This window comes from Pseudomonas sp. Fl5BN2 (assembly GCF_009908205.1).
Lineage (GTDB): Bacteria > Pseudomonadota > Gammaproteobacteria > Pseudomonadales > Pseudomonadaceae > Aquipseudomonas.
The window spans coordinates 89,294-101,816 of record NZ_JAAARL010000025.1; the positions used below are offsets into that span (position 1 = coordinate 89,294).

9 protein-coding genes (1 of these 9 only partly in view) are annotated in these 12,523 nt (G+C 65.6%); 3 read left to right on the forward strand and 6 right to left on the reverse strand.

All coding sequences use genetic code 11. From position 1 onward, the window contains the following. The 3 genes from GV819_RS27775 to GV819_RS27785 all read left to right on the forward strand — a co-directional run. Positions 1 to 4,166 carry the 3' portion of a non-ribosomal peptide synthetase gene (locus GV819_RS27775; RefSeq protein ID WP_161759232.1) on the forward strand. Its footprint begins 10,540 nt before the window's first position, so 4,166 of the gene's 14,706 nt are visible here — the last part of the coding sequence; its start codon lies beyond the left edge, outside the window; its stop codon occupies positions 4,164 to 4,166. Between the two features lie 160 nt (positions 4,167 to 4,326). After that, positions 4,327 to 5,478 (forward strand): macrolide transporter subunit MacA, encoded by a 1,152-nt coding sequence (gene macA / locus GV819_RS27780; protein ID WP_161759233.1) that lies wholly within the window; start codon positions 4,327 to 4,329, stop codon positions 5,476 to 5,478. Between the two features lie 2 nt (positions 5,479 to 5,480). Then, positions 5,481 to 7,439 (forward strand): MacB family efflux pump subunit, encoded by a 1,959-nt coding sequence (locus GV819_RS27785; protein WP_161759234.1) that lies wholly within the window; start codon positions 5,481 to 5,483, stop codon positions 7,437 to 7,439. Positions 7,440 to 7,527: 88 nt separating this feature from the next. Here GV819_RS27785 and GV819_RS27790 read toward each other — a convergent pair whose 3' ends face one another. The 6 genes from GV819_RS27790 to GV819_RS27815 all read right to left on the reverse strand — a co-directional run bounded on the left by GV819_RS27790 (position 7,528) and on the right by GV819_RS27815 (position 12,278). Next, positions 7,528 to 8,304, reverse strand: coding sequence for a helix-turn-helix transcriptional regulator (locus tag GV819_RS27790; protein WP_161759235.1), 777 nt, complete (start codon positions 8,302 to 8,304; stop codon positions 7,528 to 7,530). 242 nt (positions 8,305 to 8,546) lie between these two features. Further along, entirely contained in the window at positions 8,547 to 8,960 is a 414-nt protein-coding gene (locus tag GV819_RS27795; protein ID WP_161759236.1) for a VOC family protein, read from the reverse strand. 200 nt (positions 8,961 to 9,160) lie between these two features. Then, a complete protein-coding gene (locus GV819_RS27800; protein ID WP_161759237.1) occupies positions 9,161 to 10,627 on the reverse strand; it encodes a GDL motif peptide-associated radical SAM/SPASM maturase in 1,467 nt (488 codons plus the stop codon). 135 nt (positions 10,628 to 10,762) lie between these two features. Further along, complete coding sequence (locus tag GV819_RS27805; protein WP_161759238.1) at positions 10,763 to 11,368, reverse strand: DUF1842 domain-containing protein; 606 nt, start codon at positions 11,366 to 11,368, stop codon at positions 10,763 to 10,765. A gap of 50 nt (positions 11,369 to 11,418) precedes the next feature. Continuing rightward, positions 11,419 to 12,054, reverse strand: a complete 636-nt coding sequence (locus GV819_RS27810; RefSeq protein WP_161759239.1) for a DUF1842 domain-containing protein — start codon at positions 12,052 to 12,054, stop codon at positions 11,419 to 11,421. 35 nt (positions 12,055 to 12,089) lie between these two features. Continuing rightward, positions 12,090 to 12,278 carry a DUF1843 domain-containing protein gene (locus tag GV819_RS27815; RefSeq protein ID WP_161759240.1) on the reverse strand — a complete coding sequence of 63 codons (189 nt, stop codon included), beginning with the start codon at positions 12,276 to 12,278 and terminating at the stop codon, positions 12,090 to 12,092. Positions 12,279 to 12,523 lie beyond the last annotated feature (245 nt).

Consider the following 12,523-nt stretch of genomic DNA (forward strand, 5'->3'; position numbering starts at 1 on the left):
GCCTGCGCTTGCAGGCGCGGCAACTGGGGGTCAGCGCCGCGAGCCTGATGCACCTGGCCTGGGGCCGGGTCCTGGGCAGCCTGGCGGCGCAGCAGCAGGTGGTGTTCGGCACTGTGCTGCTGGGGCGGATGCAGGGCGGCGAGGGCGCCGAGCGGGCCCTGGGGGTGTTCATCAACACCTTGCCGCTACGGGTCGACCTGGGGGACCTGCCGGTGCGCAGTGCACTGCTGGCCACCCATGAACGCCTGGCGCAGTTGCTCGGTCATGAACAGGCGCCCCTGGCCCTGGTGCAACGTTGCAGCGCGGTGGAACCGGGCACGCCGTTGTTCAGCAGCCTGCTCAACTACCGCCACAGCGCGCCGTCGGCGGCCCATTCCGCGGCGGCAGGCGAGGCCTGGGCGGGCATGCAATTGCTCAACGCCGAGGAGCGCAGCAACTACCCGCTGACCCTGAGCATCGACGACCTGGGGGACGGCTTCATGCTCACCGCCGTGGCCGCCGGGATCGATGCCCGACGCATTTGCGATTACTTGCACTGCACCCTGGAGAACCTGTTGCTGGCGCTGGAGCAGGATCCGCAGCGGGCCATTGGGCAAGTCCCGGTGCTGCCGGCGGCCGAGCGCCAACAGCTGCTGGTGACCTTCAACGCCACCGCGCGCGACTACCCACGCCAGCAGACCCTGCAGCAGCGCTTCGAGGAGCAGGTGCTGGCGCATCCGCAGCAAGTGGCCGCGGTGCATGGCGAGCAGGCGTTGAGCTACGCCCAGCTCAATACCCGGGCCAACCAGCTGGCCCATCACCTGCTGGGGCTCGGCGTGCAGCCTGGGGACACTGTGGCGCTGTTGTTGCCACGCTCCCTGGACCTGCTGCTGGGCCAGTTGGCCATCTGCAAGTGTGCCGCGGCCTATGTGCCGCTGGACATCAACGCGCCGGCCGAGCGCCTGAGCTTCATGGTCGAGGACTGTCAGGCGGTGGTCGTGCTCAGCCACCGTGGACAGCCGCTGGACGTCGCGGCCACGCGGGTCGATCTGGACCGGCTGCGGCTCGACCGGTTGCCGGGCCACAACCCGGGCCTTGCGCAGTCATCCGAGGCGGTGGCCTACATCATGTACACCTCGGGTTCCACCGGTATGCCCAAGGGCGTGCTGGTGCCGCACCGGGCCATCACCCGGCTGGTGATCAACAACGGCTACGCCGACTTCAACCCTGCGGACCGGGTCGCCTTTGCCTCCAATCCGGCCTTCGACGCCAGCACCATGGACGTCTGGGGGCCGTTGCTCAACGGTGGCCGGGTCGTCGTGGTGGACCATGCGACCCTGCTCGACCCCGAGGCCTTCGGCCACTTGCTGACGGCTTCCGGGGCCACGCTGCTGTTCCTCACCACCAGCCTGTTCAACCAGTATGTGCAACTGATTCCCCAGGCCCTCAAAGGCTTGCGGATGCTCCTTTGCGGTGGCGAGCGGGCCGACCCGAGCGCGTTCCGGCGGATGCAGGCACAGGCCCCGTACCTGCGCCTGGTGAATGGCTACGGGCCGACGGAAACCACCACCTTCGCGGTCACCCATGAACCCCGGGAACTGGCCGCGGAGGCCGACAGCGTGCCGATTGGCCGGCCGCTGTCCAATACCTGCGTGTATGTCCTGGACGCCCAGGGCCAACTGCTGCCCATCGGCGTGGTGGGGGAGCTCTACATCGGCGGCCAGGGCGTGGCCAAGGGTTACCTGAAGCGCCCCGAACTGACGGCCGAGAAGTTCCTTGCCGACCCGTTCAGCGCTGAGCCCGAGGCCTTGATGTACCGCACCGGAGACCTCGGCCGTTGGTTGGAAAACGGCCTGCTGGAATGCATCGGGCGCAATGACGAGCAGGTGAAGATCCGTGGTTTCCGCATCGAGCCGGGGGAAATCGAAGCACGCCTGGCGAGCTTCCCCGGGTTGCGCGACGCGGTGGTCCTGGTGCGTGAAGACGCGCCCGGGGACAAGCACCTGGTGGCCTACTACACCGTGCACCCGGACCTGGCGCCGCCGGCCATCGAGCAGTTACGCGGCCATCTGCAAGCCCAGTTGCCGGAGTACATGGTGCCCCTGGCCTATGTGCAATTGCAGGCATTGCCCCTGACCAACAACGGCAAGCTGGACCGCAAGGCCCTGCCGTTGCCGACCCTGGAGGCGCAGATCACTGCGGCCTTCGAAGCCCCGGAGAATGCCCTGGAGCAGACCCTGGCGCAGCACTGGGCCGAAGTCCTGAAGCTTGCGCAGGTGGGGCGCCACGAGCATTTCTTCGAGCGCGGCGGGCACTCGCTGCTGGCGATCCAACTGGTCAACCGGCTGCAGCAGGCCGGGTTCGTCGTGAGCCTGGCGGAGTTGTTCCAGCACGCCAGCGTGGCCGCCATGGCGCGCTTGCTGAGTGAGCGCACAGCGGCACCGGAGCGGGCGCTGGAGCTGATTCCGGTGCGCAGCGGCGGCACCCAGCCGCCGCTGTTCCTGGTGCATGAATTCACCGGGCTGGATGTGTACTTCCCGGCGCTGGGGCAACACCTGGAGGGGGATTTCCCGATCTACGGCCTGCCGGGCGTGGCCATCGGGCAGCCGCAGTTGCGCACCCTGGAGTGCCTGGCCACGCGCTTGCTGGAAGTGCTGCGCGGGGTACAGCCGCAAGGGCCATATCGCCTGGCCGGCTGGTCCTTCGGTGGGGTGCTGGCCTATGAGATCGCCCAGCAGTTGCTGGGGCTGGACCAGGAGGTGGAATTCCTCGGTTTGATCGACAGCTATGTGCCGCGCCTGACCGACCAGGGCAAGGCGCGCTGGTCCGGGGCCCATGCCCAGAAGCAGCACCTGCTGTTGCAATGCCATGCCTTCTGGAGCGCCCAGGGCGCCGCTGGAGTGCAGCCGCTGAAGGCCCTGGAACAACTGCGCCAGGACCTCGACAGCGTCGACTTTGCCGGCCTGCTGCAACACTGCCGGGAGCAGGGCCTGCTGTTTGAACAACTGGCGGCGGCCGCGCCCGAGGCACTGTGGCATTACCTGGATCGCGAGGTGGCCCACGGTCACGCGCTGGCCCATTACTGCCTGCATCCACTGGCCATGCCGGTGCATCTGTTCTGCGCTGCCGAGCGGCCCACCGAGCTGTCCCGGCGCAGTCCGACCCTGGGCTGGGGCGAGGTGCTGGGCGCGGAACGCCTGCACTGTGTCAGCGTGCCCGGGGATCACCTGAGCATGATGAAGGCGCCGCACATCCGTGACCTCGGCCAGGCCATGAGCCGCGCCATCGCCCAGGCTCAGGCTGCCCGCAGCAGGGTGCTGGCCAGCCAGGCAGCGCATCAGCCGTTGCTGCGGATCCAGAGCGGCAACGCCGGGCAGACGCCGATCTTCTGTGTGCCGGGGGCCGGCGACAGCGTCACCGGTTTTATCGGCCTGACCGAGGCCCTGGGGGCGGACTGGCCGATTCTCGGGCTGCAGGCCCGGGGCCTGGACGGCCACGGCGTGCCCCACGGCCAGGTGGAGGTGGCGGCCGAGCATTACCTGCAGGCTATCGAGGCGGAGTATCCGGCAGGGCCGTTGCATCTGATCGGCCATTCCTTCGGTGGCTGGGTGGCGTTCGAGATGGCCGGGATGCTGCAGGCCGCCGGCCGCGAGGTGGCCTCCCTGACCCTGATCGATAGCGAAGCCCCGGGGGGCAATGGCGTGGTGGGACGGCCCTACACCACCTCGGCGGCCCTGTGGTGGCTGATCGAGTCCATGCAGCTGGCGTCGGGCCAGAGCATGGGCATCGACCCCGAGCTGTTTGCCGCCGAGGACCACAGCATGCAGATGCAGCTGCTGCACGCCGGCATGGTGCGGGTCGGCCTGCTGTCTCGGCGCGCCGACCCTCGGGCACTGCACGGCCCGGCGCGGACCTTCGCCACCGCGCTGCGCACCCGTTACCAGCCGCAGCGAAGCTACCAGGGCCCGGTGCGCCTGGTGCTGGCGGACGACCCGAGCCTGGACGCTGCCGGCAATCGCCGCGAGCAGCAGGCAATGATCCACGGTTGGCGTCGGCAAGGGACGGACCTGCAAGTCTGGTACGGCCCGGGCAACCACTTCAGCCTGCTCAAGGCGCCCAACGTCTACCACTTGGCAGCCTGGTGGCACGACGGTCTGTCGCTGGCCCGGGGGGAGGTGGTGTCATGAGTTGCGGCGCAGCCGGCACGGCGGCGGGCAGGGTGCCCGCCGTTGGCTGAACAACAGATTTCACTCATCTGGAACACCGCTCACTACGGCAGCACGGTGTTCTGCAAGGGGGCTCGCCGCTGGCCGGTGGAGCCCGCTCTCAACGGACTTGTGGTCATCTATGGAAAAGTCGAAGTTTCGCAAAATCGGTATGGGGCTGTTGCTGGTGGTTGTGGCCGGATTGATTTTCTATACGGTGCAGGCCCCGGCAGAGCCGCCGCTGTACCTGACCGCCAAGGTCGAACGAGGGGATATCGAGAACGCGGTCCTGGCCGCAGGCCTGTTGGAGGGCATCAAGCAGGTGGACGTCGGTGCCCAGGTGTCGGGGCAATTGAAGTCGCTCAAGGTCAAGGTCGGCGACAAGGTGAAAAAGGGCCAGTGGCTGGCGGAAATCGATCCCCTGGTGTTGCAGAACACCCTGCGCCAGGCCCAGGTGGATGAGGAGAACCTGCAAGCCAAGCGCCAGGCCACCGCCGCCCAGCTCAAGGAAACCAAGGCGATCTACGAGCGCTACCGCGACCTGCAGTCGGACGCGTCGATTTCCCAGCAGGACTTTGAAACCGCCGAGTCCAACTATGGGGTGCAGCGGGCCAACCTGTTGTCCCTGGATGCGCAGATCAAGAGCGCGCACATCCAGATCGACACCGCCAAGGTCAACCTGGCCTACACCCGCATCATCGCGCCGATCGACGGCGACGTGGTGGGGGTGGTGACCCAGGAAGGCCAGACAGTGATCGCCAATCAGCTGGCGCCGATCCTGCTGAAGCTGGCGGACCTGGACACCATGACCGTCAAGGCCCAGGTCTCGGAAGCCGACGTGATCCACATCGCCCCCGGCCAGCAGGTGTATTTCACCATCCTCGGCGAGGCCGAGAAGCGCTACTACGCCCAGCTGCGCGGCACCGAGCCGGCGCCGCAGAACTTTCTCGAAACCCAGACCGCCGGCACCCCCAAGCAGAACACTGCGGTGTTCTACAACGCGCTGTTCGATGTGCCCAATCCGGACCATCGGCTGCGCATTGCCATGACCGCCCAGGTGCGCATCGTCCTCGATACTGCCAAGGACGTGCTGATGGTGCCGGTGGCCGCCCTCGGCCCGCGCAATGCCGACGGCAGCTTCGCGGTGCGGGTGCTGGACGCCAAGGGCCATGCCCAGGCGCGCAACGTCAGCACCGGGATCAACAACAACGTCAAGGTGCAGATCAAGGACGGCCTGGTGGAGGGCGACAAGGTGGTGATCGGTGATCCGGCGCCCGGCACGGCAGGGGCCTGAGCATGAGCCAGCCCCTGTTGCAGCTCACTGGCATCAGCCGCAGCTTCACCGCCGGGGACCGCGAGTTCCTGGCCCTGAAAAACATCAATCTGAGCATCCAGGCCGGGGAAATGGTGGCGATCACCGGGGCCTCGGGTTCAGGCAAGTCGACCCTGATGAACATCCTCGGCTGCCTCGACTACGCCACCGCCGGCAGCTACCAGGTCAACGGCCGGGAAACCCGTGACCTCGACGATCAGGCCCTGGCGGAACTGCGCCGGGATTATTTCGGCTTCATCTTCCAGCGCTACCACTTGCTGCCGCACCTGAACGCCATGCACAACGTCGAGATGCCGGCGATCTATGCCGGCACCCCGGAGAGCAAGCGTCACCAGCGGGCCCGGGAGCTGCTGGCGCGCCTGGGCCTGTCCGGGCACCTGGACCATCGGCCCAACCAGCTGTCCGGCGGCCAGCAGCAGCGGGTGAGCATCGCCCGGGCGCTGATGAACGGTGGCGAGGTGATCCTCGCCGACGAACCCACCGGGGCCCTGGACACCAGCAGCGGCAAGGAGGTGATGCGCATCCTCCAGGAACTGCATGCCGCCGGGCACACGGTGATCATCGTCACCCACGACCCCAAGGTGGCGGCCAACGCCGAGCGCATCATCGAAGTGCGCGACGGCGAGATCGTCAGCGACCAGGCCAACCAGCGCCCCGCCGACGAGGCGCCGAGCGAGCCGCCGGTGACCGCGCGGCCGGCCGGTGCGCGGCGCCTGGTGGCCAGCCTGGGGCTGTTCAAGGAAGCCTTCGTGATGGCCTGGGTGGCGCTGATTTCCCACCGCATGCGCACCTTGCTGACCATGCTCGGGATTGTCATCGGCATCACCTCGGTGGTGTCCATCGTGGCCATCGGCGAGGGCGCCAAGCGCTACGTGCTCAAGGACATCCAGGCCATTGGCAGCAACACCATCGACATCTTTCCCGGGGCCAGTTTCGGCGACAGCCGGGCCGCGGCGATCCAGACCCTGATGCCCGCCGACGTGGTAGCCCTGAACCAGCTGTACTACGTCGACAGCGCCACGCCGATGGTCGGCCGCAACCTGTTGCTGCGCTACGGCAACATCGACCTCAATGCCACGGTCAACGGCGTCAGCCACCTGTACTTCCAGGTGCGCGACATCAAGCTGGCGGCCGGTATTGCCTTCAGCGAGAACGATGCCCGGCGCCAGGCCCAGGTGGTGGTGATCGACCACAACACCCGCAACCGCCTGTTCGGCCCGGACGTCGACCCCCTGGGGCAGGTGATTCTGGTGGGCAACCTGCCGTGCACGGTGATCGGCGTGACCCGGGAGAACAAGAACATGTTCGCCGCCAGCAACCTGCTGAACGTCTGGCTGCCCTATGAAACCGCCGCCGGGCGGGTGCTCGGCCAGCGTCACCTGGACAGCATCAGCGTGCGGATCAAGGACGGCCAGCCGAGCAAGGTGGTGGAAGAGCACGTGCAGAAACTGATGACGCAGCGCCACGGCACCAAGGACTTCTTCACCAACAACCTCGACAGCATCATGCAGACGGTGCAGCGCACCAGCCGTTCGCTGGCCCTGCTGCTGTCGCTGATCGCGGTGATTTCCCTGGTGGTGGGCGGCATCGGGGTGATGAACATCATGCTGGTGTCGGTCACCGAACGCACCCGGGAGATCGGCATCCGCATGGCGGTGGGGGCGCGGCAGTCGGACATCCGCCAGCAGTTCCTGGTCGAGGCGGTGATGGTCTGCCTGATCGGCGGGGCCATCGGCATCGCCCTGTCCTTCAGCATCGGCTACCTGTTCACCTTGTTTATCAAGGAGTGGGAAATGGTGTTCTCCATGGGCTCGATCATCACTGCGTTCGCCTGTTCGACCCTGATCGGCATCGTCTTCGGTTTTGTGCCGGCGCGCAATGCCGCGCGACTGGACCCGATCGAAGCCCTGGCCCGGGATTGAGCCCGGACAGAAAGCCATGAGCAGAAGCAGACCGCCGGCACTGAGGGCCGGCGGGGTAGGGGTTAGTGCTTGAACGCCGCGCAGGGCATCAGGTCGGCAAGTTGCCGGCCGGGGTGTCCGAGGCCTCTTGCGGGGAATACATCCAGCGCAGCAGCGAATGCCGGCCACTGATGCCGAGCTTGATCGCGGCGCGTTTCAGGTAGCTCTCCACGGTGTTGACCTTGAGCTCGAACTGCTCGGCCAGCTGCGGCGCAGTGCGTCCGGCCAGCAGCCCGACACACACTTCCATCTCGCGGTTGGACAGGCGCAACCCGGACTGCGCCAAGCGGTCGGCAAAGCGCAGGCGCAGGGTTTCCAGGCCCTCGATGGCGGCGCATTCCTGTTCCGGCGAGTCGCCGCGCGGTTGCAGGGCGCTGATGTGTTTCTCCACCATCGGCAGCAGCAGTGGCGAGATGTCCTCGAGCAGCAGGCGTTCCTGGGGGGAGAAGCTTTGCGCCTGGCTGCTGCGGTACACCGAGAGCACGTAGTGGTAGGAGTCCTTGCGGCCGGTCAGGTGCAATTGCGCGGGGTCCTCGCTGTCTCGACGAGAGCGGGGTAGCGGCGCGGCGCAGGGCTCGGGAAAGGCCGCACGCAGCAGCGGATCGTCACCGTTGTGGACATCGCTGTACAGCGGATGCCGGGTCTGCATCTGTGTCTGGCCAGTGCTGCTCACTGGGTGTTCCGGGTTCACCCGCAGTTGGGTGATATGGGTGGCATCCACCGCCACTTGGGTGAGTATCAGGTCGTGCAGCATGCGCGGAAAGCTGCGGCTGCCGGTGCTGGCGATGACCTTGCCAATGTGTGGAAACAGTACTTGTGAGTTCATCATTTCATCCATGAATGTGAAGGTGTGGAAGGACTGTCTTTATAGCAACGAGTTTGGGTGGGTGTTGATTTACCTCCAATTTACGCAGATCGACAAAGGGTCGCCTCGTATCCTAGTACAGGGTTCTGGTGGCGGTTTGATGAAGTGCCGAAAAATCTGCTGTTCGCAATGGAATCAGCGCGGTGCTCCGTTGCGGAGCACCCGGCAGTGAAGCCCCGGTGGGTTGCCCGAGGCGCGGTTGATTATTGGGTTTTTTCGCAGTTGACCATCCACGGCACGCCGAAACGATCCACCAGCATGCCGAAACGCTCGGCCCAGAAGGTCGCTTCCAGGGGCATCTGAATGCTGCCCTGGTCCGCCAGGGCGGCGAACACCCGTTCGGCCTCGCTGGCGCTGCTGACGTTCAGCGACACCGAGCAACCGTGAAAGCCTTGAGTAGGACGGTCCGGGGTGGTGTCCGAGCCCATGATCACCTGGTCGCCGACGCTCAGCCGGGTGTGCATCACCCGGTCATGGCAGTGGGCGGGAATCTGCTCCCGGGCCGGGCTTTCACCGAAGCTCATGAGCATTTCGATCTGGCCCTGCAGGCACTGGGCATAGAAGGTGAAGGCAGCTTTGCAGTCGCCGTTGAAGATCAGGTAGGGGTTGATTTTCATGCTGTACTCCCGCGTGCAGGCATCAGGTCGGGCATTGCCCAGGAACAACCGGCGGGCGCCAGGGCCCGCCGGAAGACTGTCCATAGCAAAGCCCCAATCAGCCTTGAGCGGGAGGGGTTTCTTAGACGCTTTTTCCATGACCTGAACAACGCTTAGACCCAGCCGCACCGAACCTGTGGCGCGGCTGGGGTAGGGCGCGACTACAGGTGCGGCTGGTCCTGGGGCAAGCCGAGCAGGTGGTGCAGGGTGTTGATCAGCGATTGCTGGCGCAGCCGGTCCTCCTGGTGCCGGGCTTCGGCTGCGGCGACGTCGGCGCTGCAGTGCGGGCAGGTGCTCTCATGGGCATGGATGTACTCCAGGCAACTGCGGCACAGGGCCAGGCGCGGCGGGATACGGCCTTCGGCGGGAGAGGCGTGGCCCTGGTTGACCCAGGCCAGCTTGATCACCTGGCCGCTGTCACTGACGCTGGACACCGCTTCACCGGTGTCGATGCGTTCGGTGATCAGGTCGAAGCGGCCCACGGAGAAGGACGCCGGGCCGGCCTCTTCAAGCTTGACGATGCGTTCGCGCAGGCCCTTTTTCTGCAGGTCCAGGGTCCGGTAATGGCAGTAGGGGTTGTTTCCCGGCTTGCCCAGCAACGAGTGCGAGGTCCAGGTGCAGCCGCCGCGGCAGACGTCGTTGTAATAGCAGGTACGGCAGTAGCCCCAGAGGTCATCCACCGAGCGCAGGCGGCCGAAATGGATGCCTTCGCTGTAGTGCCAGATGTCGTGCAGGCTCATGTTGCGCACGTTGCCGCCGGAGAAACCCACGGTGGCCAGGGACGGGCAGCCCTTGACCGTGCCGTCGGCCTCCAGGGCCAGCACCGTTTGCCCGGCGGCGCAGCCGCTCCAGTGCACGCGGTCGTCGCCGAAGCCGCGCCACATGTGCTCGTAGGGGCCGTAGTAGCCGATGTTGTTGCCGATGTTCATCAGCAGCCCGCGCTCGTTGCCTTCGCGGTACAGGCGCGCCAGCAGCGGCATCACTTCCAGCAGTTGATAGGGCTGCATCAGCAGTTCGGGGTGATCCACGGCGTTGCCCATGGCCACCGTCAACTGGATCTGCCAGTGGCGGGCGCCGGCGTCGATGATCAAGTCCATCAGGGCCGGCAGGTCGGGCAGGGTGGCGGCGCCGATCTGCGTGTTGACGCTGACCTTGAGCCCCGCCTGGTTGGCCCGGCGCAGGGTGTCCAGGGCTTTGTCGAAGGAGCCGGGGACGTTGCGCACCGCGTCATGCAGCGGCGCCAGGCCGTCCAGGGACACGCCGACACCGTCGAGCCCGGCGTCCACCGCGGCTTGCATCTTGGCCGGGGTCAGGTTGCGCCCGCCGGTCTGGATCGCTACGTACATGCCGTGGTCGTGGATGGCCTGGATCAGTCGGGTCCAGTCCTTGCGCAAATAGGCTTCGCCACCGATCAGGGTGACTTCCCGGGTGCCCAGGGCGGCGATGGAATCGATCACCGAGAGGCATTCCTGGGTGCTCAGTTCACCGGGACGTCGATGCCCGGCGCGGGAGCCGCAATGCAGGCACTTGAGGTCGCAGGCTAGGGTGATTTCCCAGACCACGTGCACCGGCACATAGCGCTTGAGGTCGGTTTCGCTGAGGTAGCGGGCGGGGAGACGGTCTGACATGAAAGATCCTTGCGTACCCAGCGGTACGCGGCACCAACCCATCGAAATAGGCGCGCCTTCCTTGAGCGGCAATGGCGCGATAGGTACAGCGGGACCCGGGGCCGGCGATGATCGGCCGGCCCCGAGTGCCTGGACTCAGCGCCGTTCCAGGCGGCTGATTTCTGCCTGCAACTGCTGCACCGCCTGGCTCAGGTTTTCACTGTTGGCCAGTTGCTTTTCGCCTTGGGCCACCAAGGCCTTGAGCCGCGCCAGATCGCCGCTGCTCTGGGCTTCCTGCAACGCCACGGCATACAGCGGATGGGGATGCAGGTTCGGCTGGTTGGCCTGAGGGGCTCGCTCGGCGGACTGCTGGTCCACCGGTGCCTGGCTCACGGCGGCGTGTTGCACCACATGCCAGTGGCCCAGGTACTGATACCGATAGCTGGCAAAGCCGCTGGCCCAGTCGAGGCCGAGGATGCCCTGCAGATGAAAGGTCTCGACGATGTGGCTGGTGGGGCCAACGGGGTTGCCCGCGAGGTTGAGGATGATGTGTCCCTCGCTGGAAGGGTCCAGTTTGACCTGGGAATAGTCGCCCCAGACATCCGCGTGGAAGTGCACCGGTGGCGAGGTGCTCTGGGTGATCCGGGCGACGCCGCTGACGCGTTTCTTCGGTGTGTCGACCAGCAAGTCGAGGGTCAGTACGGGGGCCCCGATGACCGGGTTGGCGACGATGATACGGGTGTGGAACAGTCCAATTGTCATGCTGCAACTCCTTATCTATGGAAGACATCAGGTTCGCTGGACCACCGGTATCAGCGTCGTTCCTGCCGGCTGATCTCGGCCTTGGCCGAATCCAGTGCCGTGCGGATCAGCGGCAGTTGTTCCAGCTGCTGGGTGGCTACCCGATGCAGGCTTTTCATCTGCGCCAGGTCGCCGCTGGCGATGGCCCCGTGAATCGGCCCGCCATACAGCGCGGCGCTGGTGGTCTGTACGGCGCTGTTCCTGCCTTGCAGGTCTGGCGTCGACAGCGTGCTGGACTGCACGGTTTCCTGCAGATGAGCCGGCACCTGGTTCACTGAAACCCAGCTGTGGCCGTTGAAGTACTGGTAGTTGGCGATGCCTTCCTTCCAGTTGTCGCCGACCACCAGGTGCAGCTTGAAGTTGATGATGGAGTTGGAACCAGGTCCGCCCTGATTGCCCTGGGCGGTGATGAGGATCTTGCTGGACGTGGGGGACATGACTGTCATGTAGGTGTACTGGCCCCAGACATCACTGTGCAGGTCCAGGGGTGGGTTGACTGCCTGGGTGATCGATGAGGTGCCGCGTACGCTGTGCTCCGGGGAGTACACCAGCAGGTTGAGGATCAGGGCTGGGGCCCCGGGCTGGGACGTACCGATGCGGTAGCTCAGGGGGAACAGGCCTTCGGCGTGCGAGTTGGAACCGGACATTTGCTTTGCCTCCATTCGTGACAGGGGAACAGCGATTAGTGGTGTTCCAGGCGGGCGACTTCCTTGGCCAGCTGTTCGTAGGCGCTGCGCAGATCCTTGGCTTCGGATTTTTTCGGATCGCGCGTGGCCAGCAGGGCTTTCATCTGTGGCAGTTTGCCTTCGGAGATCGCCGACTGAATGGCCACCCCGTAGGGTGGAATCGTGTGTTGAGATGCGTTGCTCATGGCGTGTGCCTTCCATGGGTGTTGAGGGGGCTGCTGTGTTCAGCAGCCTTTGCAGTTAAGCAGCGCGGTTGGAAATGGAAGGCTAATGGCACATTGATTTAAGGGGTTTCCGACAGGTGGATTCACGCTTGGGAAAGGGTTGTTGCAGAGCCTTTGAGTGGTCATTCCAAAGGGCGATATGCAGCCGCTGGGTTGATCGCTGGCGGCGATAGATCAGGCGGGATTGGCGGGTTTTTCAGTTGGGG

What these genes read in the sequence shown, in the direction of transcription:
- GV819_RS27795 (WP_161759236.1), bottom strand. Translation starts at nt 8,960, where the DNA reads ATGAAAATCAACCCCTACCTGATCTTCAACGGCGACTGCAAAGCTGCC.
- GV819_RS27790 (WP_161759235.1), bottom strand. Translation starts at nt 8,304, where the DNA reads ATGAACTCACAAGTACTGTTTCCACACATTGGCAAGGTCATCGCCAGC.
- GV819_RS27800 (WP_161759237.1), bottom strand. Translation starts at nt 10,627, where the DNA reads ATGTCAGACCGTCTCCCCGCCCGCTACCTCAGCGAAACCGACCTCAAG.
- GV819_RS27810 (WP_161759239.1), bottom strand. Translation starts at nt 12,054, where the DNA reads ATGTCCGGTTCCAACTCGCACGCCGAAGGCCTGTTCCCCCTGAGCTAC.
- macA (WP_161759233.1), top strand. Translation starts at nt 4,327, where the DNA reads ATGGAAAAGTCGAAGTTTCGCAAAATCGGTATGGGGCTGTTGCTGGTG.
- GV819_RS27805 (WP_161759238.1), bottom strand. Translation starts at nt 11,368, where the DNA reads ATGACAATTGGACTGTTCCACACCCGTATCATCGTCGCCAACCCGGTC.
- GV819_RS27815 (WP_161759240.1), bottom strand. Translation starts at nt 12,278, where the DNA reads ATGAGCAACGCATCTCAACACACGATTCCACCCTACGGGGTGGCCATT.
- GV819_RS27785 (WP_161759234.1), top strand. Translation starts at nt 5,481, where the DNA reads ATGAGCCAGCCCCTGTTGCAGCTCACTGGCATCAGCCGCAGCTTCACC.